24 protein-coding genes are annotated in these 21373 nt (G+C 73.6%); 12 read left to right on the top strand and 12 right to left on the bottom strand.

All coding sequences use genetic code 11. The features are described from left to right. Positions 1-26: 26 nt before the first annotated feature. From ABZS66_RS04610 to ABZS66_RS04595, 4 genes are all read left to right on the top strand, one after another. Complete coding sequence (locus tag ABZS66_RS04610) at positions 27-569, top strand: hypothetical protein (RefSeq protein ID WP_354755109.1); 543 nt, start codon at positions 27-29, stop codon at positions 567-569. A gap of 74 nt (positions 570-643) precedes the next feature. Further along, positions 644-1411 carry a GntR family transcriptional regulator gene (locus ABZS66_RS04605; RefSeq protein ID WP_354755107.1) on the top strand — a complete coding sequence of 256 codons (768 nt, stop codon included), beginning with the start codon at positions 644-646 and terminating at the stop codon, positions 1409-1411. Next, positions 1408-2235 (top strand): sterol desaturase family protein, encoded by an 828-nt coding sequence (locus ABZS66_RS04600; RefSeq protein ID WP_354755105.1) that lies wholly within the window; start codon positions 1408-1410, stop codon positions 2233-2235. Before ABZS66_RS04605 ends, ABZS66_RS04600 begins: the two co-directional genes overlap by 4 nt. Further along, positions 2232-2888: a lysoplasmalogenase gene (locus ABZS66_RS04595; protein WP_354755103.1), complete on the top strand. Its 657-nt coding sequence runs from the start codon at positions 2232-2234 to the stop codon at positions 2886-2888. Before ABZS66_RS04600 ends, ABZS66_RS04595 begins: the two co-directional genes overlap by 4 nt. Here ABZS66_RS04595 and ABZS66_RS04590 read toward each other — a convergent pair. The 3 genes from ABZS66_RS04590 to ABZS66_RS04580 all read right to left on the bottom strand — a co-directional run bounded on the left by ABZS66_RS04590 (position 2770) and on the right by ABZS66_RS04580 (position 4985). Further along, positions 2770-3216 (bottom strand): VanZ family protein, encoded by a 447-nt coding sequence (locus ABZS66_RS04590; protein WP_354755101.1) that lies wholly within the window; start codon positions 3214-3216, stop codon positions 2770-2772. The genes ABZS66_RS04595 and ABZS66_RS04590 overlap by 119 nt on opposite strands. A gap of 75 nt (positions 3217-3291) precedes the next feature. After that, positions 3292-4062 (bottom strand): phosphatase PAP2 family protein, encoded by a 771-nt coding sequence (locus ABZS66_RS04585; protein WP_354755100.1) that lies wholly within the window; start codon positions 4060-4062, stop codon positions 3292-3294. A gap of 140 nt (positions 4063-4202) precedes the next feature. Beyond that, positions 4203-4985, bottom strand: coding sequence for a prepilin peptidase (locus tag ABZS66_RS04580; RefSeq protein WP_354755098.1), 783 nt, complete (start codon positions 4983-4985; stop codon positions 4203-4205). Between the two features lie 195 nt (positions 4986-5180). On the opposite strand from ABZS66_RS04580, the gene ABZS66_RS04575 reads away from it, so the two are divergent. After that, positions 5181-6428 (top strand): hypothetical protein, encoded by a 1248-nt coding sequence (locus tag ABZS66_RS04575; protein ID WP_354755097.1) that lies wholly within the window; start codon positions 5181-5183, stop codon positions 6426-6428. Here ABZS66_RS04575 and ABZS66_RS04570 read toward each other — a convergent pair. From ABZS66_RS04570 to ABZS66_RS04550, 5 genes are all read right to left on the bottom strand, one after another. Further along, positions 6421-7278, bottom strand: coding sequence for an NAD(P)-dependent oxidoreductase (locus tag ABZS66_RS04570; RefSeq protein WP_354755095.1), 858 nt, complete (start codon positions 7276-7278; stop codon positions 6421-6423). The genes ABZS66_RS04575 and ABZS66_RS04570 overlap by 8 nt on opposite strands. A gap of 51 nt (positions 7279-7329) precedes the next feature. After that, positions 7330-7458 (bottom strand): hypothetical protein, encoded by a 129-nt coding sequence (locus ABZS66_RS04565; protein ID WP_354755094.1) that lies wholly within the window; start codon positions 7456-7458, stop codon positions 7330-7332. A gap of 135 nt (positions 7459-7593) precedes the next feature. Further along, on the bottom strand, positions 7594-8577 hold the full coding sequence (locus ABZS66_RS04560) for a 2-oxoglutarate and iron-dependent oxygenase domain-containing protein (RefSeq protein ID WP_354755092.1): 984 nt from the start codon (positions 8575-8577) through the stop codon (positions 7594-7596). After that, a complete protein-coding gene (locus tag ABZS66_RS04555; RefSeq protein WP_354755090.1) occupies positions 8577-9263 on the bottom strand; it encodes a hypothetical protein in 687 nt (228 codons plus the stop codon). The genes ABZS66_RS04560 and ABZS66_RS04555 overlap by 1 nt, the downstream gene beginning before the upstream one ends. Beyond that, positions 9260-9874: an ATP-binding cassette domain-containing protein gene (locus ABZS66_RS04550; RefSeq protein WP_354755088.1), complete on the bottom strand. Its 615-nt coding sequence runs from the start codon at positions 9872-9874 to the stop codon at positions 9260-9262. Before ABZS66_RS04550 ends, ABZS66_RS04555 begins: the two co-directional genes overlap by 4 nt. An 82-nt stretch (positions 9875-9956) precedes the next feature. Between ABZS66_RS04550 and ABZS66_RS04545 the strand changes: the two genes are divergently transcribed. From ABZS66_RS04545 to ABZS66_RS04535, 3 genes are read left to right on the top strand one after another with little or no spacing between them, the layout of a single operon-like run. Next, on the top strand, positions 9957-10190 hold the full coding sequence (locus ABZS66_RS04545; protein ID WP_354755086.1) for a helix-turn-helix domain-containing protein: 234 nt from the start codon (positions 9957-9959) through the stop codon (positions 10188-10190). A 55-nt stretch (positions 10191-10245) separates the two neighbouring features. Further along, on the top strand, positions 10246-10797 hold the full coding sequence (locus tag ABZS66_RS04540) for a Clp protease N-terminal domain-containing protein (protein WP_354755084.1): 552 nt from the start codon (positions 10246-10248) through the stop codon (positions 10795-10797). 14 nt (positions 10798-10811) lie between these two features. Further along, positions 10812-11846, top strand: a complete 1035-nt coding sequence (locus ABZS66_RS04535; protein WP_354755082.1) for a winged helix DNA-binding domain-containing protein — start codon at positions 10812-10814, stop codon at positions 11844-11846. Here the strand turns inward: ABZS66_RS04535 and ABZS66_RS04530 are convergent. Continuing rightward, positions 11837-12934: an NAD(P)/FAD-dependent oxidoreductase gene (locus ABZS66_RS04530; RefSeq protein ID WP_354755080.1), complete on the bottom strand. Its 1098-nt coding sequence runs from the start codon at positions 12932-12934 to the stop codon at positions 11837-11839. The genes ABZS66_RS04535 and ABZS66_RS04530 overlap by 10 nt on opposite strands. A 94-nt stretch (positions 12935-13028) precedes the next feature. On the opposite strand from ABZS66_RS04530, the gene ABZS66_RS04525 reads away from it, so the two are divergent. After that, positions 13029-13634, top strand: a complete 606-nt coding sequence (locus ABZS66_RS04525) for a TetR/AcrR family transcriptional regulator (RefSeq protein ID WP_354755078.1) — start codon at positions 13029-13031, stop codon at positions 13632-13634. 17 nt (positions 13635-13651) lie between these two features. On the opposite strand, the gene ABZS66_RS04520 is transcribed toward ABZS66_RS04525, so the two are convergent. Next, positions 13652-14293 (bottom strand): hypothetical protein, encoded by a 642-nt coding sequence (locus ABZS66_RS04520; protein ID WP_354755077.1) that lies wholly within the window; start codon positions 14291-14293, stop codon positions 13652-13654. Between the two features lie 60 nt (positions 14294-14353). On the opposite strand from ABZS66_RS04520, the gene ABZS66_RS04515 reads away from it, so the two are divergent. The 3 genes from ABZS66_RS04515 (at position 14354) to ABZS66_RS04505 (ending at position 19482) form a co-directional block, all read left to right on the top strand. Continuing rightward, positions 14354-15151, top strand: coding sequence for a phosphatase (locus tag ABZS66_RS04515; protein WP_354755075.1), 798 nt, complete (start codon positions 14354-14356; stop codon positions 15149-15151). A gap of 112 nt (positions 15152-15263) precedes the next feature. After that, positions 15264-16304, top strand: coding sequence for a S1 family peptidase (locus tag ABZS66_RS04510; protein ID WP_354755073.1), 1041 nt, complete (start codon positions 15264-15266; stop codon positions 16302-16304). 76 nt (positions 16305-16380) lie between these two features. Continuing rightward, positions 16381-19482 (top strand): BTAD domain-containing putative transcriptional regulator, encoded by a 3102-nt coding sequence (locus tag ABZS66_RS04505; RefSeq protein WP_354755071.1) that lies wholly within the window; start codon positions 16381-16383, stop codon positions 19480-19482. 4 nt (positions 19483-19486) lie between these two features. Here the strand turns inward: ABZS66_RS04505 and ABZS66_RS04500 are convergent, their stop codons facing one another. Continuing rightward, positions 19487-20284 carry an ABC transporter permease gene (locus ABZS66_RS04500; RefSeq protein WP_354755069.1) on the bottom strand — a complete coding sequence of 266 codons (798 nt, stop codon included), beginning with the start codon at positions 20282-20284 and terminating at the stop codon, positions 19487-19489. Further along, the gene (locus tag ABZS66_RS04495; RefSeq protein WP_354755067.1) at positions 20281-21237 is read right to left on the bottom strand and encodes an ATP-binding cassette domain-containing protein; all 957 of its coding nucleotides are present in this window, start codon (positions 21235-21237) and stop codon (positions 20281-20283) included. Before ABZS66_RS04495 ends, ABZS66_RS04500 begins: the two co-directional genes overlap by 4 nt. Positions 21238-21373 lie beyond the last annotated feature (136 nt).

The raw sequence follows: 21373 nt of genomic DNA, 5'->3' as shown, positions 1-21373 counted from the left end.
CGATCTTCCCGAATGAACCTGTTCCCGTGGCCGATGACACCGACTTCGACGCGGCGAAGTTCTACGAGACCCATGCGCGGGCCAACGCCGCCCGCGGTGTCGTGGTCGCCTCCGCGCCGGGCGCGTCGCTGGTGCCCCGCCCGGTCGCCGGGCTCAACCAGGCGCAGACGAACAACGCCTTCATCGTCATCGAGGTGGCCCGCCAGATGCGGCTGCCGGAGCGGGCGATGGTGGTCGCCATCGCGACCGCGCTCCAGGAGACGTACCTGCGCAACCTGGCCAACCCGAAGGTCCCCGCGTCGCTGAAGCTCCCGCACGACGGCACCGGCACCGACCACGACTCGCTGGGCATCTTCCAGCAGCGGGCCAGTATCTGGGGCACCCCCGAGCAGTTGATGGACCCCGCGTTCGCGTCGGCGAAGTTCTACAACAAACTGGTCAAGATCGACGGCTGGCAGAACATGAGCGTGACGGGGGCTGCTCAAGCGGTCCAACGCTCGGCGTTTGCGAGTGCCTACGCCAAGCACGCCACGACGGCCCAGCGGATCGTCGACGAGCTCACCGACTGAGCCGGGCCGCGATCCCGGCGGTTTTTCCGGAAGGCCACTGGTCCAACCAGTTGATGAGTGCCACACTGCACGGCATGGAGTTTCGGCCCGCCAGTCGTAGTTCCGTCTCGGACCACGTGTTCTCCCAGCTCCGCGACGCGATCGTCAGCGGGGGGTATGCGCCCGGCGACGGGCTGCCCAGCGAGCGCGAGCTCGCCACCGTCTTCGAGGTGAACCGGCACGCCGTCCGGGAGGCGCTGCGGCGGCTCCAGCAGCTCGGGCTGGTCCGGGTCGCGCAGGGCGGGGCCACCCGGGTCCTCGACTGGCGCCGGCACGCCGGGCTCGACCTCGCCATGGCCGGGGCCGAGGTGCTGCCGGTCGAGACGCTCGCGCGGGACGTCGTGGAGATGCGCGCCTGCCTCGGCGCCGACGCGGCCCGGCTGTGCGCCGAGCGCGGGACCCCCGGGGCGAGGGCCGAGGTCGTCGCGGCCGTCGAGGTGTACGCGGCCGCCGCGCCCGACCTGGAGCGGATGGGCGAGGCGAACGTCGCGCTCTGGCGGGCCGTCATCGCCGGCAGCGGCAACATCGCCTACCTGCTCGCGTTCAACTCCCTCGTCGGCGGCGCGCTCGCCGTCGGCCGGGTCCCGGCCGGTCACCGCACCGCCGAGCTGCTCGACGTCGCCGGGCACCGCCGCCTCGGCGCGCACATCGCCGCCGGTGCCGCCGACGAGGCCGAGGCCCAGGCGAAGGCACTGCTCACCGCCCCCGTCACCGCCCCCGTTCCTGCACGACAGAGCGTGACCGAGCGCGGCCGCCGTTCGGGACGGTCGCCTGAACGTGACAGAAAGGACAGCAGAGCATGATCCCCGCCGTGCTCTACGCCGTTCCGGCCTTCCTGCTGCTCATCGTCATGGAGGCGGTCTCGTACCGCTTCCTGCCCGACGACGACGAGCGCGGCTACGAGGTCCGCGACACCACCACCAGCCTCAGCATGGGGCTCGGCAGCCAGATCATCGGCGTGCCCTGGAAGCTCGTCGTGGCCGTCGCCTACGCCGGGCTGTACGTGCTCACCCCGCTCAAGCTCGACCCGCACAGCCCCTGGACGTGGGTCCTGCTGTTCTTCGCCGACGACCTGGCGTACTACTGGTTCCACCGCCTGCACCACGAGGTCCGGGTCTTCTGGGCCGGCCACGTCGTGCACCACTCCAGCGTCTTCTTCAACCTGTCGACCGCCCTGCGGCAGAGCTGGACGCCGATGACCTCCACCCCGTTCTGGCTGGTCCTGCCGCTGCTGGGCATCCCGCCGTGGATGGTCTTCCTGCAGCAGTCGATCAGCCTCGCCTACCAGTTCTTCCTGCACAGCGAGCGGGTCGGGCGGCTGTGGCGGCCGATCGAGTGGGTGTTCAACACGCCGTCGCACCACCGGGTCCACCACGGCGCCAACGCCGAGTACCTGGACCGCAACTACGGCGGCATCCTCATCGTCTGGGACCGGCTGTTCGGCACGTTCGAGCCGGAGCGGGCCCGGGTCGTCTACGGCCTCACGAAGAACATCGGCACGTACAACCCGCTGCGCGTCGCCACCCACGAGTACCGGGCGATCTGGCAGGACGTCCGCGCGGCGCGCGGCTGGCGCGACCGGCTGCGCTTCGTGTTCGGCCACCCGGGCTGGCAGCCGGCCGCATGAAGCACTGGTTCCTCGGGCTGTTCGCGCTCGCCACCGCCGTCGAGCTGACCGGCGTGGCCCTCGACGAGCGCGTGATCCAGTGGGCGTCGAAGCCGCTGCTGGCTCCGCTGCTCCTCGGGTACCTCTGGAGCCGGCGGACCGGCCTGGACGCCGTGGCGACCGGCCTCGTGTTCGCCTTCGCCGGCGACGTCGCGCTGCTGGTGCCGGGCGACACCTGGTTCATGATCGGCATGGCGTGCTTCCTCGGCACGCAGCTGAGCTTCCTGGCCGCCTTCCGCCGGTCCGGCCGGCCCCCGGCGGCGGTGCTGGTGGCCGCCGCGATCCTCTGGGCCGGGCTCAACGCGCTGCTGTGGAGCCGGCTCGGCCCGCTGCGGGTGCCGATCCTCGCCTACAGCCTGGCCCTCACCGCGATGGCCGCCTGGGCGACCGCGGTCGGCGCCCGGGTCGCGGCCGGCGCCGTGCTGTTCCTGCTCTCCGACCTGCTCATCGGCGTGGGCGCCGCCGGGATGGACTTCGCCGGCCGGGACCTGGTGGTCATGTCGACGTACGCTGCGGCACTGGCGCTGATCGCGACGGGCTGGGCGGCCCGGCGGTCCGGCGCCGGTGCCACCGCCGGGTCAGCAGCGCCGCCAGTCCCGCACCCGCAGCGTTGACGATCACGTCGTCGACCGCCGAGACCCGGCCGAGGTCCAGCAGGTACTGCAGGATCTCCAGGGTCAGTGCACCGCCCGCCGCCAGCGCGGTCACCGCCCAGGGCCCGATCCGCCAGGCGATCGGGCCCAGCGCGCCGAACGCGGCGAACACCGCGAGGTTGCCGCCCAGCTGCACGACCGCCGTCCAGGGGTCACCGGTGAGCACGTCGGAGAGCCCCTGGACCGGGTCGAGGCTGACCCGCCGGCCCCGCGGCGCCGGGATCAGGATCATGACGACCCACGGCAGCGTCCCGGCGATGACGCCGATGACGGCGAGCCTGCGTCGCATCCCCGAAATCTAGCCGGATGCGCAGGTCCGAGGTGTGCAGATCCGGTGTGCGTGGGCCGCGGTGGCGCCCCTGGGTCAGGTCAGCCGCAGGCCGTCCCAGCCGGCGTAGCCCTTCGGGCCGGCCGGCCGCTCGCGGGCCACCAGCCACACCCAGCAGGCCGTGGTCAGCGCCGCGCCGGCGATCGCGTCGACGATGTAGTGGTTGGCGGTCAGGACGACCGCGGAGACCATGAGCACCGGCAGCAGCGCGCCGGCCAGCCGCACGAGCGGGCGCCGCGCGGCGACCACGATGGCCAGGCCGATGAGCAGGTCCCAGCCGACGTGCAGGCTGGGCATCGCCGCGTACTGGTTGGTGAACATCGCCGGTTGCAGCACCCGGTAGGCGTCGGAGGTCTCGGTGACCGTGTCGACCAGGCCCAGCTCCGCGAGGCGCGGCGGGGCGACCGGGAACAGCGTGAAGATGAACAGCCCGATGCCGCCGGAGAGCAGCATCGCGTTGCGGGTGCGGTAGTAGATGCGCGGGTTGGTGCGGGCCAGCCAGATGAGCGTGGCGATGATGACCGGCCAGTGCCCCCAGATGTAGACCCAGTTGAAGAACGTGGCGACGGCCGGGGCGCCGGCGAACGTGTCCTGCAGCCAGCCCTCGTGGAACAGCCCGAGCCTGCGCTCCAGGGCCACGACGCTGCCGGCGTTGTCGAGGGCGCGGTCGGTCGCCGCCTCGGTGGCGCCGCGGACGAGGAAGTAGGCGGCCACGGCCGCGGTCACGATGCCGATCTGCCGGCCGAGCGCGACCCGGGGTGTGGCCGCGCGGGTCGCGGTGTCGGGCTCCTCCCAGGTGATGGTCATGGCGTTCAGCTTCGTCGTGACCTGGCTCGATGCCATCCAGGCGATGCACCGACTTTCACCCTGAACTCGGCGGCCCCGCCGGTTCAGGAGTACCCCTAGGGATCGGGCCGGTCCTCCCCGACGTCCTTCAGGGAAGGGCGCTACGCGGGCAGCAGCAGGGACGTGTACCAGCCGGTGATCGGGGCGGCGGCGAACAGCGCGACGAGCGCGCCGGCGAGCATCGCGGGGCCGAAGGGCAGCGCCGTCCTGCGGCCGGCGCGGCCGGTGGCCAGCAGGGCCAGCGCGGCGACGCCGCCGATGACGAACGCGACGAGCGTGCCGACGGCGACCGAGGACCAGCCGAGCCAGCCGAGGTACAGGCCGAGGACGCCAGCGAGCTTGACGTCGCCGAAGCCCATGCCCCCGGGGTACACCAGGGAGAGCACGAAATAGAACATCCACAGCACGGCCATCGCGAGCAGCCCGCGCAGGCCCGCGCTCCAGTCGCGCCCGGCGACGACGGCGGGCAGCAGCAGGAGCGGCGCGACGAGGTACGACGGCAGGACGATCGCGTCGGGCAGGCGGAGCACGTCGAGGTCGATGAGGGCGAGCGCCACGGCGATGGCGGCGAGGTACAGCCAGGCGGGCAGGCTCGCGCTGAGGCCGAAGCGGGCGGCGACGGCGCCGAAGAGGGCGGCCGTGCCGAGCTCGACGAGGGGGCGGCGGACGCTGACCGGGGCCGCGCAGCCGGCGCACCGGCCGCGCAGCAGCAGCCAGCCGAGGACGGGCACGTTGTGCCACGGGCGGACCGGGGATGAGCACTGTGGACAGTGCGACGGCGGGCGCAGCGGCGACTCGCCGCGGGGCACGCGGTGGATGACGACGTTGAGGAACGACCCGACGGCGAGCCCGAGCACGCCGGCGACGACGAGCGTCAACGTCATGGTCGTTTCCGTCCTCGAGCGTGTTGGTCGCGGCCCTCCCGACCGAGCCGCCCGTACATCTCACCCCCGAGCCCCCGCCTGCACAAATCGGCGGCGGTCCGGGTGACTTTCGGGTTTCACCCCGGGCACGTGGACTGTGCTCGTTGACCTTGCGCGATATCGACGTGAGGATGCTTCGCTGTGTCGGTTGCCGTAGTGGACGAACCCAGAAACGGATTGCCCGGCAAGATCAGCGTCTGGCGGGCCCGGTGGCTGCTGATGCGCTACGGGAGGCCACCGGGGGCCCCGCCGCGCGGCGTCGAGGCGTCCGCCCAGGCCGAGCTGGTTTCGCTGATCACCGACGTCGCGGCCCGGGTCGGGGTGGCGCCGCCGGACGTCGTCCTGCTCAGCGGGCACGGCGTGGTCCGCGGCTGGGCCAGCCGCCGCCGGCGCATCCTGCTGGTCGGGGTGCCGGTGCTGTACTGCCTCGCCGTCGACGAGGTGCGGGCGCTCGTCGCCCACGAGCTCGCCGTCATCGACCACCGCCGGGCCCACCTCGTGGTCCGGCTGCGCGAGCTGCACGACGACGCCGTCGAGCCGGGCCTGCCGCGCGGCCGCTCGCTGAGCGTCCTGCGGGCGACGCAGCACTTCGCCGACGCCCTGGAGCGGCGGGCCGACCAGGCGGCGAGCAGCGCCTCCGGCCTGCACACCGCGGCCCGGGCGGTCGTCAAGGCCGACCTCGCCGAGTTCGAGTTCGCCGACCTGGCCTTCGACGTCGAGGAGCAGGTCTGGCAGCGCACCGGCGCCGCCGTCCAGGACCTGCACGCCGGCTGGCAGGCCGTGGCCCGGGCCGGGGCGGTCGTCGCCGAGCTCGACGAGGACACCCGGGCGACGCTGATGGCCCGCCACCCCAGCCTGGCCGGCGCGATCGGGTCGCTCACCGACGCGCACGTGGCGCTGCGCGCCCTCGATCCGGTACCGATGGCGCCGCTGAGCCCGGCGACCGAGCGCGCCCTGGCCGGTCACGTGCTCAAGCGGCAGGGCAACCAGTGGGTGACGTTCGCCGCCCTCCCCGACGAGGAGTGGCCGGGCTGGCTGGCCCGTCAGGCCCGGTCGGTCACCGAGCAGGTGGCGACGCTGCTGCGCCGGCCGCCGCTCGGGCCGGCCGAGGTGGTCGAGGTGCTGCTCACCCGCCTCGACGAGCTCGTCGCGGCGAACTGGCCGGCCGCGCAGCCCGAGCCGCCGGCCGAGCCCGCGGAGCTCGACGGCACGCCGTCGGTCGTGGTCGTCGCGGAGGCGGCGCTCGCCGAGCGGGGCTGGCGGCGGGTCCACCCGGCCGCGGCCGGCGTGCTGGTCGGCCCGGACGGCGAGCAGCACAACCTGACGCTGCTGGCGCGGGCCGCCCACGACTCACCGGCGGCGCTGGCGGTGCTGCTGGAGCTGCTCTCCCGCCCGGCTATCTGACGTGGTCCCGCCACGAGTACTGGGGCTCGTACCCGAGCACCTCGCGGGCGCGGTCGATCGACAGCAGTGTCTCGAACTCGCCGATCTCCTTGTTCAGCGGTACATCGGGAAAGACCTCGGCGAGAAGGTCCTTGGACGGCCGGTTCATGATGGTGTCGGCCGCGGCGACGACGAACGCGCTCGCACCCGGCACGTCGCCCCGCTCGGCGGCGGCCAGCGCGAGCCGGCAGGAGGCGGCGACGTCGCGGGCGTCGACGTAACCCCACAGGTTCCACTTCCGCGCGTGCGCGTCCGCCCAGTAGCCGGGGACGTTCGCGTAGTCCTCGGGGGTGTGCACGTTCGACAGCCGCAGCGCGACGAACGGGATGCCGCTCCAGCCGGCGACCTCGCGGGCCAGCGTCTCCCCGAGCACCTTCGACACCGCGTACGTCGTGGTGGGGAAGGGGAAGTGGTGCTCGTCGACCGGGGCGTAGGTCGGCGGCGTGTCGAACGGCAGCCCGAGGGTGGTCTCGCTCGACGCCCACACGACGCCGCGCAGCCCGTGGAGCTGCGCGGCGAGGAAGACGTTGGCGTTCATCGCCGAGTTCCGGTTGAGGGTGACGGCGGGCGGGTACATCCCCGGCGCCGGGATGTTGGCCAGGTGCACGACGCTGTCGGCCCCCTGGAGCACCTCGACCGCCTGCCCGTAGTCGGTGAGGTCGGCGATCAGCAGGGGCGTGCCGAGGTCGCTGAGGTGCCCGGCCCTGCCGACGGCATCGGTGGCGACGACGTGATGCCCGTGCGCGAGCAGGTCGGTGACGACGACCCGCCCGGTCTTCCCGCTGGCTCCGGTGACGACGATCCGTGACATGCGACGACCCTAGCCGTTGCTGATCAGGTCGACGTGGCCGGCCACGAACCGTCACCCGCCGACGATGATCACGCCGATCACGCTGAGCAGGACGATCACCGCCAGGAGCACGAGCATGCCCTGCTCGCTGTCGAGGCTGGTGAGCTTGCGGGTGGTCGGGGTGGTGGTCGGGGTGGACATCGTCGCCTCCGGTCGCGGTGTGGTGACTCAAACGGTAGGTACACCGCGGACTGGTTTGCTCCCGTCATCGTGCCACGAGCCCGACCTGCGTGAACCGCTCCGCGAACCCATCCGTGGGTCCCTGGTCCGATCGGCTCAGGCCGTCCCGACGTCCGCGCTGAGGCCTGGAAAGACCTTGCCCACCTTGGCGACCAGATAATCACCATAGGTACCGGTAAATGCGCGAAGGTCCTGTCCGTCCCACCGGCGCTCGCCGCCGGCGCCGGTGGCGGCCCGGCCGGGCAGCGGCGGCACCTCGGCGGCGAAGTCCGGGTCGAAGAAGAACGGGAACGACAGGCGCTCGTTGCCGCTGCGGTTGCGCACCCGGTGCGGGGTCGAGCGGTACCAGCCGCCGGTCATCCGGTCGAGCATGTCGCCGATGTTGCACACGAACGTGCCGGGCACCGGCGGCGCATCGATCCACCCGGACGGCGTGCGCACCTGGAGCCCGCCGTTGCCGTCCTGCAGCAGCAGGGTCAGCAGGCCGTAGTCGGTGTGCTCGCCGACGCCCCACGCGTCGGTGCCCGGCTCGGCCGGCGGGTAGTGGAAGATCCGGAACAGCACGGTCGGGTCCGCCGTGTAGCCGGCGGCGAAGTAGTCCGGGGCCAGCCCCAGGCTCTGCGCCACACCGCGCAGCACCGCCTGCGCGGTGGCGGTGAGCGCGTCGAGGTACGACAGCACGGCCGGGCGCAGCTCGGGGACCTGGCGCGGGAAGAGGTTCGCGCCGTGCAGTGGCAGCCCGGCGCGCACCCGCGGGTCGTCCGGGCCGAGCTCGGTGCCGAAGTAGAGGCCCTCCTTCTCGTCCGGCGCGCCGGAGGTGAGCTCGGCGCCGACCGGGAAGAACCCGCGCCAGGCCCGCCCGCCCCGGGCCATCGCGATCTCCAGCTTGCCGGCCTCCGGCAGCGCGAAGAACTCGCGGGCGTGCCGGTCGAGCCGCTCGACCAGCTCGTCGGGGACGCCGTGGCCGGTGACGTAGAAGAACCCGCTGGCGCGGCACGCGGCCTCGATCCGGGCGGCGGCGACGGCGTCCTCCCCGTCGCGGACGAGCCCGGAGACGTCGACGATCGGCAGCTCGAGCATCAGCCGGCCAGCCGCAGGTGCCCGCGCCGGCGCAGCCGGACCGCCGAGGCGATCCCGACCGCGGCCAGCAGGACGGTGAGCATCACCGCGGCGTGCACCAGCCCGCGCGCCAGGTAGTCGGCGCCGGTCTGGTCGACCGCGTAGGTGCCGATCTCCCGGCTGAACCAGAACGGCAGCAGCCGCGACGCGTCGCCGGACGGGTCCATCATCATCTGCAGGCCCACGACGACCAGCAGCACCAGCGTGCCCTCCAGCTCACGCGGGAGCACCGCGGCGAGCAGCACGCCGAAGAGCGGCGCGACCAGCGTCAGCAGGACCATCGTCAGGGCGATCGATCCGTACCGCACGTTGTGCTGGTCGAACCGGATGAGCAGGAAGTACGGGACGCTGAGGGCCCCGCCGAGCGCCCACAGCGCGCCGAGCCGGCCGAGCACCAGCTGCCAGGTCTGGAAGCCGCCGAGCCGCAGCCGCGGCTCCATGCCCCGGGCCGCGTTCGCCGCGAACAGCGCCGCGGTGCTCAGCGCCCAGCTCAGCCCGAGGAACACGAAGCGGATCGACTGGCCGAGGTGCTCCTCGCGGCGGGTCAGGTAGAACGCGAGCGGCAGCAGCAGGATGATCGCCAGGACGCTGCGCCGGCGGGCGATCTCGCGCAGGGCCATCTCGGCCACGGTGAGCGTCTTCCTCACGGGCGCACTCCCGCCGGGGTCAGGTCGAGCACGATGTCGACGCCGTCGAGCTGGGTCAGCAGGTGCGTGACGACCACGATGGCCTTCCCCCGGTCGCGCCAGCGGTAGAGCTGCTGCCAGAAGTCCAGGTAGGTGCCCCGGTCGAAGCCCTGGTAGGGCTCGTCGAGCAGCAGCACGTCCGGCTCGCCGATGCCGGCCATTACGAGGTTGAGCTTCTGGCGGGTGCCCCCGGACAGCCGGCGCGCCTGCACGCCCGGGTCGGGCTCCCAGTCCAGCGCGCGGGCCCCGGCCCGGCCGGCGTCCCGCGACGCGCCGCGGGACAGGCCGCGGCCGGCGCCGACGAGCAGGAAGTGCTCCTCGGGCATCAGGAAGTCGACCGTCCCGCCGTCCTGCGGGCAGTAGCCGAGCGTGCCGTGGACCTGGACGGTGCCGCGGTCGGGGCCGGCCAGCCCGGCGCAGATGCGCAGCAGGGTGCTCTTGCCGCAGCCGTTGGCACCGACGATCGCCGCGATCTGGCCGGCGCCGACCGCGAGGTGGACGTTGTCGAGCACGGTCCGCCGTCCGTACCGCTTGGTGATGCCACGCGCGTAGAGCTTCACGTCCTGCTGCACGCTCGGAACCTAGCAGAGGGTTGTCGGCCCGGGGCGTCAACTTGGGTTGACGTCCGTTCGCCGCGTCAACTATGGTTGACGCATGACGGAGGCGAACGACCTCGCCGCAGCGGCGGCCAGTCCCGATCCGCGCGTGGGCCTGCGGGCCGCTGTCGCGCTGCGCCGGCTGGCGGACGCGCTCGAGGTGCTCCAGGTCGACAACGCCCGTCAGCAGGGCTGGTCCTGGCAGGAGATCGCCGACGCGCTCGACGTGACGAAGCAGGCGGTCCACAAGAAGCACGCCGGTCGGAGCGCCGGCGCGACAGAGCGCGACTGAGCGCGACTGAGGGCGACTGCCGGGTGGGCGTTGCCGGAAAGCACGAGGAGGAGTGATGTTCGAGCGGTTCACCGAGAGCGCCCGCACCACCGTGCGGACCGCGTGGAGCGAGGCCGAGTCCCTCGGCCACCGGGCCATCGGCACCGAGCACCTGGTGCTGGCCATGCTCGTCACCGAGGGCGGTGTGGGGCACACGGTCCTGCGTGCGTGCGGGATCGAGTACGGCGAATGGCGGGACGCGCTCGCGGCTGGCGACGACGCCACCGTGCTGCGCTCGATCGGCATCGATCTCGACGCGGTGCGCTCCAGCGTCGAGCGGACGTTCGGCCCGGGCGCTCTCGACCGGGCCCAGCCGGCCGAGCGCGGCGGCTTCCTGCTCCGCCGCAGCAAGGTGCCCAACCGCTTCAACCACGGCGCGAAGAAGGCCCTGGAGCTGTCGCTGCGGGTCGCGCTGTCGATGAAGCACGGCTCCATCGGCACCGAGCACCTGCTCCTCGGCGTGCTCAAGGAGGAGCGCGGGCTCGGCGCGCGGCTGCTGCGTGAGCACGGGATGAGCTACGACCGCACCGTCGAGCTGGTGCGCACCGCACTGCGGGAAGCGGCCTGAACTACGGTGCTCCCATGGAGCAGACCCTCACCTGGCGCGCGCTGAACCGGGCGCTGCTGGCCCGCCAGATGCTGCTGGAGCGGGCGGCGCTGCCCGTTCCCGAGGCGCTCGAACGGATGGGTGGGCTGCAGGCGCAGTACGCGCCATCGATGTACATCGGGCTCTGGTCGCGCGTCGCGGACCTGGACCGCGACGAGGTCACCCGCCTGCTCGAGCGCCGCGAGGTGGTCCAGGCGACCCTGCTGCGCGGCACCATCCACCTCGTGTCGCGGGCCGACTTCTGGCCGTTCGCCTCGGGCGTCCACAAGACCCGCCTCGAGTGGTACGTGCGGGCCACGCGCAGCCAGTACGACCCGGCGGCGATGGAGGCCGCCGTGGCCGAGCTGCGGGAGCTGCTCCGCGAGGGCCCGGTCCGCCGCACGGAGCTGGACAAGCGCTTCGGCGCACCGATCCGCAACGGCCTCGGCATGTACCTCGACCTGGTGCGCGTCCCGCCGTCGGGCACCTGGGCCCGGCGCCGCGCCGACCTGTTCGGCGCCGCCGAGGACTGGGTCGGCGCGCCCGACGCGACCGAGCGGGAGGGGCAGGAGCTGCTCGTCCGGCGGTACCTCGGCGCGTTCGGCCCGGCCCACCGCACCGAGATCGCCGACTGGGCGGGCCTGCCCGTCGCCACCGTCGCCGAGATCCTCAAGGGCCTCGATCTTCAGGTGTACCGCGACGAGGCCGGCCGCGAGCTGGTCGACCTCCCGGGCGCGCCGCTGCCCGACCCGGAGACGCCGGCGCCGGTGCGCTTCCTGCCGACCTGGGACGCCGCCCTGCTCGCCCACGCCCGGCGCACCCGGATCCTGCCGGAGGAGCACCGCTCGAAGGTGTTCCACGTGCGGATGCCGCAGTCGATCGGCACGTTCCTCGTCGACGGGCAGGTCGCGGGCACGTGGAGGTACACCGCCGGCCAGGGCCTGACCTGGGAGCCCTTCGCGACCCTGCCCGCCCGCGTGCGCAGGCAGGTGACCGCGGAGGCGGACCGGCTGGCCGACTTTCACGGCTGAGCCGGCGTCGCCCACTCGACGTCGTAGTCGTACATCCACGCGCTGCCTTTCGCCGCGAACCGGCGGAAGAGCAACGGCATCATCACGTCGCGGACCCGTGCGGCGAGCGGCCCGGCGACCTTCGCGTCGACGTTGGCGCCGGCCGTCCTGAGCATCCGCGCCGTGCGGGGCGCCCGCAGCGCCGCGAACGCCTCCAGGGTCTGCCCGTCCCGGAGACATTTCGCCAGTACCACGGCATCCTCGATGGCCAGCGACGCGCCCTGGCCGGCGCCGATCGGGTGCGCCGCGTCACCGATCAGGACCAGGGCGCCGCGATGGACGGCCGGCGTCGCCGGCAGCTGCCGGAAGACGGTGAACGGATGCCACTGGTCGGTGCGCTCGATGACCCGCGCGGCCGGGCTCCGGTCGCCGGCGAACGCCGCGATCAGCTCCTCCGCTGTTGGCGGGCGCGCCGGAGCGGCCGGCGCCGGGAACTGCGCGGTCCAGAGCGTGCCGTGCGCCGCCGCCGCGTGGACGAACGTCGCCTTCGCGCCGAACGTGAGGTTGAACGCGCCGGGCTCGACCGGGTGGGTGGACCGCCCGCCCACGGACCACAGCCCGGCGTAGACCGGCGTCGCTGCCTGGGGATCGACGATCGTGCGCAGCCTGGAGCGGATGCCGTCCGCCCCGACGACGAGGTCGGCGCTGTCGCGGGTGCCGTCGTCGAGGACCGCCCGATCGTCGCGCACGTCGACCAGCCGGCGGCCGGTGACGACCTCGGCCCCGGCCGCGACGGCGAGGTCGCGCAGGGTCTCGACCAGGTGGCCGCGCATGAGCGTGACCCGCTCGCGGGCCGCCTCGCCGAGCAGCCGCCCCCGGCCGCTCCACAGCCGCAGCAGCGGGATCGCCGTGCCCCGGGCGGCGACGGCGTCGCGGGCGCCGACCGCGGCGAGCGCCCGCAACCCGTTGGCGCCGAGGCTCACGAACGACCCGACGTCGCCGGCCGGGTCGGCGTACGCCTCGTACACCGTGACGTCCCAGCCGACCCGCCGCAGGGCGAGCGCCGCGACCGGCCCCGCCACCCCTCCGCCGATGACCACTGCTCGCATTGCCCGCCCCTTGGGTGAATACTGATTCGGTGAACTTAGATTCAGTTTGGCGACCCGGGGGACCCGTCGTCAAGGGCTGCGCGAGGATGGTGCGATGGCCACGCGGAAGGAGAAGGCCGCCCAGACGCAGGCGGCGCTGAAGGACGCGGCCCGGACGCTGTTCGCCGAGCGCGGCTACCTCAACACGAAGATCAGCGACATCACCGCCGAGGCCGGGCGGGCGGTCGGTTCGTTCTACGACCACTTCGCGAGCAAGGAGGAGCTGCTCCGGGCGCTGCTCGCGGACATGGAGGCGACCGCCGAGGGCGAGCTGCCGGACCACGACCCCGAGCACGACCTGGCCGAGGAGGCGCAGCTGCGGGCACACGTCGCGGCGGCCTGGACGACGTTCCGCGAGCACCTGCCGGTGATGGTGGCGCTGTTCCAGGCGTCGCTGGCCGAGGAGCCGTTCGGCGGCACGGCCCGGTTCCGCCTGACCGAGGACACCGCGACGCTGCGTGAGCACCTGGAGTACATGGCCTCGACCGGCCACCCGCTGCCGGGCCGCCCGGAGGTGGTGGCGGGCGCGATGGGCGCGATGCTGGCGTTCTTCGCCTACGCCCACCTGACCGCGCCGGAGCCGCGGCTCACCGACGAGGAGGCGGTGGAGACCCTGACCCGCCTCCTGCTGCACGGCCTGGCCGGCCAGCCGCACCCCTGATCCCGACCCGCCGGTCGTTACTCGGTGCGGTCCTGCATCTCCCAGAGATGGTCCAGGACGTGCCAGGTGAAGCGGCGGGCGGCGTAGCGGGCGGTCCAGCCGTTGTCCGTCAGCGGGCCGCCGTCGTTCGTCGCGCGAAGCGCCGACAGGACCGCCTCGCGCAGCGCCGCGACCGCGTCCGGGTCGTCGATCGCGGGGGGCTTGTGCTTGACGCCGATCTTGCGGGCGTACGCGGCCTCGGACTCCAGGACGTGCCCGATCATCTTGTCCCGGTCACGGCCGCCGCCGCGCGGGCCCTTGCGCAGCGACTCCGGCGCCGTCGCGGCACAGTCGGCGAACGCCGCCCAGGCGGCGCCCAGCAGCTTGGTGTGCCGGTCGGCGACGGCCCTGGTCACCGCGGCGCCGTCGGCCGCGGGGTGGCCGTCCGGGGCGCCGAACTCGGTCGTCGCGGTGCCGGGCACCCGCTCCGCCACGGTGAGCCCCGGCGCGGCCGGGAACTTGTAGCCGGCCGCCGTCGCGATCGGCCCGTAGCGCTCGCCGTAGGCCGCGAGCGCCTCCAGGGCCTCCTCCTCGGTCTTGCCGAAGCGGCCCCAGCCCGGCCAGTCGAGACTGCCCGCGAAGACCTTCTTCCTGCCCACCTCGAGGTACACGTCGGCCATATCTGTGACCTTAAGCCTGATAGCTCGGCGGTGGGGTGGTGTGTCCCTACCATTGGTCATATGCCGGATCTTGTGAGTTATCTTCGCGAAGCACGGCTCGCCGGGGATGTCGAGACCACCCGTTCCTCCAACCACGGCAACGCGACCGCCTTCGCCGAAGGGCACGAGGGCTACCTCTTCGGGCTGATCCCGCTGAAGACCTGGTCCGTGCCGCAGGTGCTGTCCGTGATGGCCGAGCGGGTCGGCATCGACCCCGATCCCGGCCGGGCGACAGGCACCGACGTGATCGATCCGGACAAGACCGTGCGGGCGCTGGGGCGGATGCGTGACCGGCTGCGGCTGGCCGCGCAGCGGCGGGAGCGGGTGCTGGTCGCGACCGGCCACCCGGCCGGGATGATCGAGGTGCATCTCGCGATCGCGGCCGCGCTGCGGGCCGCCGGCTGCGAGCTGCTGCGGCCGGCGCCGGGCGCGGTGTTCGCCTCGCCCGGGCGGTACGACGGCCGTGAGTACCAGCTCGCGGTCCGCTACATCGGCGGCGTGGCGGTCGCCGCGGAGCGGGGCATCGCGCTGTGGCACACCCACTCCCCGGACGGCATGCGGATCATGCTGGCCGAGCTGGAGCGGCAGGGCGAGCCGCTGCCCGACCTGGTCGTCGCCGACCACGGGTTCGCCGGCGCGGCCGCGGCGGCCGGGCTCGACGTGGTGGCGTTCGCCGACAGCAACGACCCCGCCCTGTTCGTCGCCGAGGCCGAGGGCCGGGTGTCGGTGACCGTCCCGATCGACGACAACGTGCAGCCCCACCTGTACGGGCCGGTGAGCGAGTTCCTGCTGGACGGCGTCGGGATCAGCACCTTGTGATATGACGCGGGTGCTATGGACCAATTTGACAGTGATTCTTGTGTGCTTCCCCTTCCGATGACAGCATCGGTCGCGGCCGATATTTATCGGCTCCGATATAGGGGAGGCTCACGTGAGACTCACAAGGTCCTCGCTCCGGCGGGCCGCGGTCATCGCCGCGGGTGCCGGTCTCGTCGCCGGTTCGATCCTCGCACCCTCCGTCGCCGCCGCGGCGACGGAAGCCCAGGCGGCCTCGGCCGAGGCGCTCGTGGCGCAGCTCGGCACCAGGTCCGCCGGCTCGTACCTCGACGCCCAGGGCAACCTCGTCGTCAACGTCACCGACGCCGCGACCGCCAAGAGCGTCGAGGCGACCGGTGCCAAGGCGCGCAAGGTCCAGCACAGCGGCGCCGAGCTGGCCCGCATCACCGCGACGCTCGACGCCAAGGCCGCCGTCCCGGGCACGGCGTGGGCCGTCGACCCGGTGAGCAACCAGGTCGTCGTGTCGATCGACAGCACGGTGCCGGCCGAGCACGTCAAGACCCTCGAAGCCACCGTCGCCGGCCTCGGCGGCGGCGCGCGCGTCGAGCGGCTCTCCGGCGAGCTGCGCCCGACGATCTCGGGCGGCCAGGCCATCTACTCCGGCGGCTCCCGCTGCTCGCTCGGCTTCAACGTGGTCAGCGGCAGCACGTACTACTTCCTGACGGCCGGCCACTGCACCAACATCGGGTCGACGTGGACCACGAGCAGCGGCTCGGTCCTCGGCACCCGCGCCGGCACGAGCTTCCCGGGCAACGACTACGGCATCGTGCGCTACGCGGCCGGCGTCGCCCACCCCGGCAACGTGTACCTCTACAACGGCAGCTACCAGGAGATCACCTCGGCCGGCAACGCCACCGTCGGCCAGTCGGTCCGTCGCAGCGGCTCGACCACGGGCGTGCGCAGCGGCTCCGTCACCCAGACCGGGGCCACCGTGACCTACTCGCAGGGCCGGGTCACCGGCCTGATCCGCACCACGGTGTGCGCCGAGCCCGGCGACAGCGGCGGCTCGCTCTTCGCGGGCACCACGGCCCTCGGCCTGACCTCGGGCGGCAGCGGCAACTGCACCTCCGGCGGTGTGACCTACTTCCAGCCGGTCACCGAGCCGCTGAGCGTCTACGGCGTGAGCATCTACTGATCCCTGGTGGAAGGGGCCGCGGGCCGGGCACCGTCCGGTCCGCGGCATCCGCGTGTGCGGTGGCAGAGTTGACGCCATGCGTGTCGGGCTGCTCGGACCACTCACCGTCGAGGCCGGTGGACGCCCCGTCGAGGTCGGCGGGGCCCGCCTGCGCACGCTGCTGGTCCGGCTCGCCGTCGAGCCGGGGCGCCTGGTGCCGGTCGACCAGCTGGCCGACGCGCTCTGGCCCGCGAGTCCCCCGACCGACCCCGCCAACGCCGTCCAGTCGCTCGTCTCGCGGCTGCGCAAGACGCTCGGCGACCCGGACGCGCTGGTCTCCGTCCCCGGCGGCTACCGGCTCGACGTCGGCGAGGTCGACGCCGCAAGGTTCGAGCGGCTCACCGCGGAGGGCCGGCGGGCGCTGCGGGCCGGCGAGCACGCGGCTGCGGCGCGCCTGCTGAGGGAGGCCCTGGCGCTCTGGCGGGGCCCCGCGCTGGCCGACGTCTCCGGCGCGCCGTTCGCCGAGCCGTTCGCGGCGCGCTGGGAGGAGCTGCGGCTGGCCGCGACCGAGGACCTCGCCGAGGCCGGCGGCGACGTGCCGGAGCTGCAGGAGCTCGTCGCCGCCCACCCGCTGCGCGAGCGGCTCGTCGCGGTGCTGATCAGCCGGCTGCACGCCGACGGGCGGCAGGCCGAGGCGCTCGCCGCGTTCGAGGAGTGCCGCCGGCGCCTCGCCGACGAGCTGGGCGTCGATCCGTCCGCGGCGCTGCGCGAGGCCCACCTGGCCGTGCTGCGCGCCCAGCGGCCGGCGCCCGCCCGCGGTGGCAACCTGCGCGCGGCCCTCACCAGCTTCGTCGGCCGCGCCGCCGACGTCGAACGGCTCTCCGCGCAGATCCTCGACGGCCGGCTGGTCACCCTCGTCGGCCCGGGCGGGGCGGGCAAGACCCGGCTGGCCACGACGGTCGCGGCCGCGGCCGGCGGGGCCTGGCTGGTCGAGCTGGCGCCGGTGACCGAGGCGGGAGAAGTGCCGGCCACGGTACTGCGGACGCTCGTCGCCGGCGGCCTCGTGCCCGGTGAGTCGCCGCACCGGCCGCGCCGGCACGACACCGTCGACCAGCTCGCCGACGCCCTGACCGTCCCCGGCGTCCTGCTGCTGCTCGACAACTGCGAGCACGTCGTGGACGCGGCCGCCCGGCTCAGCGAGGAACTGCTGGGCCGCTGCCCGAAGCTGCACATCCTGGCCACCAGCCGCGAGCCGCTGGGCATCCTCGGCGAGCAGCTGTTCCCGGTCGGCCCGCTGGCCCACCCCGAGGACGCCGTCCCGGCCGACGTGGCCCGCGCCAGCCCGGCGGTGCAGCTGCTGGCCGACCGGGCGGCCGCCGTGCGCCCGGGGTTCGCGGTCACCGACGACAACGTCGACGCCGTGGTCGAGATCTGCCGGCGCCTCGACGGGCTGCCGCTCGCCGTCGAACTGGCCGCGGCCCGGCTGCGCTCGTTCACCGCCGAGCAGGTCGCGGCCCGCCTCGACGACCGGTTCCGGCTGCTCACCGGCGGCAGCCGCACCGCGCTGCCCCGGCACCGCACGCTGCACGCGGTGGTCGCCTGGAGCTGGGAGCTGCTGGGCGAGCCGGAGCGCCGGTTCGCCGAGGCGCTCGCCGTGTTCCCCGGCGGGTTCGACGCGCCGGCGGCCGCGGCCGTCGCCGGTGTGCCGGACGCCGACGAGCACCTCGACGCCCTCGTCGACCGCTCCCTGTTGCAGGTCGTGAGCGTGAGCGGCGGCGTGCGGTACCGCATGCTCGAGACCATTCGCGAGTTCGCTCTCGAGGAACTGGCCCGGCGCGGGGGAGTGGCCCGGGCCCGGGCCGCGCACGCCGCACACTTCCTCGCCCTGCTCGAGGAGGCCGAGCCGCACCTGCGCACCGGCGCGCAGGTGGAGTGGCTCGACCGGCTGCGGCCCGAGCGGGACAACGTCCACGCCGCCGTCGCGCACTTCTGCGAGACCGGCGACGCGCGCGGCGCCTACCGGATCGGGGGCGCGGCCGCCTGGCTGTGGACGTTCGAGGAGACCCACGCCGAGGCGGCGGCGTCGCTCGACCGCATCCGGCGGGTCCCCGGCGACGTGCCGGCCGACCTGCGCGTCGTGGTGCTGGCGGTCCACCTGGTCAACAGCGGGTTCGCCGGCGACTTCGTCTTCGCCGACGAGGACCTGGACGAGCTGCTCAGCGTGGCGGCGACGGTACCGCCGGCCGGCGCGCACCCGTTCGTGAGCCTCATCGAGCCGGTGGTGGCGATGTTCCACGACGACAGCGAGACCGGCGCCGCCGTGATCGCCGAGCGGCTCGCCGAGCCGATCGACGCGTGGTCGCGGGCGATGCTGCTGTCGATCCTCGGCCACATGCGGGAGAACGACGGCGACGTCGCCGGCATGCGGGAGGCACTGGAGGCGGCGGAGGCCGAGTTCCGCCAGGTCGGCGAGCGCTGGGGGCTGTCGATGACGGTCTCGTCGCTCGCCGAGGCGTACGCGCGCCAGGGCGACCTCACCGCCGCCGTCGCGGGCCTGGAGGAGTCGGTCCGGCTGCACCGGGAGCTCGGCATCTCGGGCGGCGAGGGCTACCAGCGGATCCGCATCGCCGCGCTGCGCGCCCGCACCGCCGGCCCGCAGGTCGCCCGGGCCGAGCTGCACGCGTTCACCGAGGACCCCGCGGCGGCGCCCCGCGACGTGTCGCACGCGATGCTGGAGCTCGGCCACCTGGAGCGGGCCGAGGGCGACGTCGACGAGGCCGACCGCCGCTACGCCGAGGCCTGGCGGCTGCAGCAGTCGGTGCCGCTGGTGGCGCCGCAATACCGCGCGGTCGTGCACGTCTCGCGGGCCTACGTCGACATCGCGCGCGGCGAGCCCGGTGCCGCCCGGGGCCGGCTGGACGAGGCGCTGGGCCTGGCCCTGCCGGTCCGCGACATGCCGGTCGTGGCGCGGATCGCGGTCGCCTGCGCGGCGCTGGCCGCGGCCGGCGGCGATCCCGGGCGGGGCGCCGAGCTCCTCGGCGTGGCCGAGCAGCTGGCCGGCGGGGCCGACCTGTCCGATCCCGACTGGCTGGCCGGGACCGCGCGCCTGCGGGCCGCCCTCGGCGCCGCCGGTTTCGCGACGGCGCACGCCCGCGGCCTGACGATGCCGCGGGCGGACGCGCTCGACCTGTTGAACTAGGTGCTCACGCCTTGCGGCGGTAGGCGCGGACGGCGAGCGGGGCGAAGACCGCCAGGATCGCCACCGACCAGAGCAGGGTCTTGATCACCGGACCGGCGACCGGCCCGGTGCCGACCATGAGCGCCCGGGCCGCCTGCATGGCGTCGGCGACCGGGTTGACCTTCACCCAGGCCTGGAGCCAGCCGGGCAGGGTGTTCGTCGGCACCAGCACATTCGTGCCGAACGTCAGCGGGAACATGATGACGAACCCGAGGCCCTGCACCGCGCCCGGCTCGCGGACGACCATGCCGAGCAGCACGAACATCCAGCTGAAGCAGAACGCCAGGAACATCACCAGCAGGCAGGCGGCGAGCACCGACAGCACGCCGGTCTGGAACCGGAAGCCCACGATGTACCCGAAGCCGAGCATCACCACGATCGACACCACGAACCGGATCATGTCGCCGAGCACGCCGCCGATGAGCGGCGCGGAGCGGCCGATCGGCAGGCTGCGGAACCGGTCGAAGACGCCCGTCTTGATGTCGGTGTTGAGGCTGACGCCGGTCGGCGCCGAGGCGAACAGCACGTTCTGCACCAGCAGTGCCGGCAGCAGGAACTGCAGGTAGTCGTGCCGCGAGCCGGCGATGGCGCCGCCCAGGAGGTACACGAACAGCACGATGAAGATGATCGGCTGGAGCGTGACGTCCAGGAGCTGCTCCGGCGTGCGCATGGTCTTGATGAGGCTCCGGCGGGCCATCACCAGGCTGTGCCGTACGAGCCCGAACGGCCGGGCGGGCACGGCCGCAATCATCTGCCCGGTCATACCGGCACCTCCTCCTTACCGGCTGTCTCGCCGCGGGTCAGGGTGAAGAACACCTCGTCGAGGCTCGGGAGGTGCAGCGACAGCTCGATAACGCCGATCCCGGCCTCGTCGAGCCGGCGGACCACCGCCGTCATCGCGCGGTCGTCGCTGACCGGCACCGACAGCACGCCGCGGCCGCGCGACTCGACCTGGTTGCCGGAGACCGCGGCCAGGATCGTCTCGACGGTCGCCAGGTGGGCCGGGTCGGTCGGCCGGACGCTGATCGTCTGGCCGCCGACGATGTGCTTGAGCTGGGCCGGCGTGCCGTGCGCGATGACCTTCCCGTGGTTGATCACGGAGATGTTGTCGGCCAGCGCGTCGGCCTCCTCGAGGTACTGCGTGGTCAGCAGCACCGTCGTGCCCTCCTCGACCTGCGCGCGGACCATGTTCCAGACGTCCTCGCGCTTGGCCGGGTCGAGGCCCGTGGTGGGCTCGTCGAGGTACACGACGGCCGGCCGCCCGACCAGGCTCGCGGCCAGGTCGAGCCGGCGGCGCATGCCGCCCGAGTACGTCTTGACCGGCCGGTTCGCCGCCTCGGTGAGGTCGAACTCGGCGAGCAGCTGCGCGGCCCGCGCCTTCGCCTCCTTGGCCCGCAGGTCGAGCAGCTGGCCGATGAGGACGAGGTTCTCGGTGCCGGTGAGGTCCTCGTCGACCGACGCGAACTGGCCGGTCAGGCCGCTGATGCGGCGTACCTCGGCGGGCTGGCGCACGACGTCGTAGCCGCCGACGACGGCCTGTCCCGCGTCGGGGCGTAGCAGCGTGGCGAGGATGCGCACGGCGGTGGTCTTGCCGGCGCCGTTGGGGCCGAGGACCCCGAGGACCGTGCCGGGCTCGGCGGCCAGGTCCACCCCGGCCAGCGCGGTGGTCTTGCCGAACCGCTTGACCAGGCCGGTGGCCTGGAAAGCGAAACTCATGGCGTGTTCCCCCTGTGGATGGTTCTTGACGCTCACAGCGTGCCGGACGCCGCTGTCAAACCGCGCACATCGCCCTGACACGGCCTGACAGTGTGTTTCGTCTCGAATGGTGGACGCGGGTTGACGATCTCCGGTC

Source organism: Dactylosporangium sp. NPDC005572 (assembly GCF_040605515.1).
Lineage (GTDB): Bacteria > Actinomycetota > Actinomycetes > Mycobacteriales > Micromonosporaceae > Dactylosporangium.
The sequence above is the reverse complement of the archived record's forward strand: the minus strand, read 5'-3'. Positions and strand labels throughout refer to the sequence as shown.

Coding starts and splice junctions, on each gene's coding strand:
- ABZS66_RS04605 (WP_354755107.1), top strand. CDS start 644: ATGGAGTTTCGGCCCGCCAGTCGTAGTTCCGTCTCGGACCACGTGTTC.
- ABZS66_RS04600 (WP_354755105.1), top strand. CDS start 1,408: ATGATCCCCGCCGTGCTCTACGCCGTTCCGGCCTTCCTGCTGCTCATC.
- ABZS66_RS04595 (WP_354755103.1), top strand. CDS start 2,232: ATGAAGCACTGGTTCCTCGGGCTGTTCGCGCTCGCCACCGCCGTCGAG.
- ABZS66_RS04590 (WP_354755101.1), bottom strand. CDS start 3,216: ATGCGACGCAGGCTCGCCGTCATCGGCGTCATCGCCGGGACGCTGCCG.
- ABZS66_RS04585 (WP_354755100.1), bottom strand. CDS start 4,062: ATGACCATCACCTGGGAGGAGCCCGACACCGCGACCCGCGCGGCCACA.
- ABZS66_RS04580 (WP_354755098.1), bottom strand. CDS start 4,985: ATGACGTTGACGCTCGTCGTCGCCGGCGTGCTCGGGCTCGCCGTCGGG.
- ABZS66_RS04570 (WP_354755095.1), bottom strand. CDS start 7,278: ATGTCACGGATCGTCGTCACCGGAGCCAGCGGGAAGACCGGGCGGGTC.
- ABZS66_RS04565 (WP_354755094.1), bottom strand. CDS start 7,458: ATGTCCACCCCGACCACCACCCCGACCACCCGCAAGCTCACCAGCCTC.
- ABZS66_RS04560 (WP_354755092.1), bottom strand. CDS start 8,577: ATGCTCGAGCTGCCGATCGTCGACGTCTCCGGGCTCGTCCGCGACGGG.
- ABZS66_RS04545 (WP_354755086.1), top strand. CDS start 9,957: ATGACGGAGGCGAACGACCTCGCCGCAGCGGCGGCCAGTCCCGATCCG.
- ABZS66_RS04540 (WP_354755084.1), top strand. CDS start 10,246: ATGTTCGAGCGGTTCACCGAGAGCGCCCGCACCACCGTGCGGACCGCG.
- ABZS66_RS04535 (WP_354755082.1), top strand. CDS start 10,812: ATGGAGCAGACCCTCACCTGGCGCGCGCTGAACCGGGCGCTGCTGGCC.
- ABZS66_RS04530 (WP_354755080.1), bottom strand. CDS start 12,934: ATGCGAGCAGTGGTCATCGGCGGAGGGGTGGCGGGGCCGGTCGCGGCG.
- ABZS66_RS04525 (WP_354755078.1), top strand. CDS start 13,029: ATGGCCACGCGGAAGGAGAAGGCCGCCCAGACGCAGGCGGCGCTGAAG.
- ABZS66_RS04520 (WP_354755077.1), bottom strand. CDS start 14,293: ATGGCCGACGTGTACCTCGAGGTGGGCAGGAAGAAGGTCTTCGCGGGC.
- ABZS66_RS04515 (WP_354755075.1), top strand. CDS start 14,354: ATGCCGGATCTTGTGAGTTATCTTCGCGAAGCACGGCTCGCCGGGGAT.
- ABZS66_RS04505 (WP_354755071.1), top strand. CDS start 16,381: ATGCGTGTCGGGCTGCTCGGACCACTCACCGTCGAGGCCGGTGGACGC.
- ABZS66_RS04500 (WP_354755069.1), bottom strand. CDS start 20,284: ATGACCGGGCAGATGATTGCGGCCGTGCCCGCCCGGCCGTTCGGGCTC.
- ABZS66_RS04495 (WP_354755067.1), bottom strand. CDS start 21,237: ATGAGTTTCGCTTTCCAGGCCACCGGCCTGGTCAAGCGGTTCGGCAAG.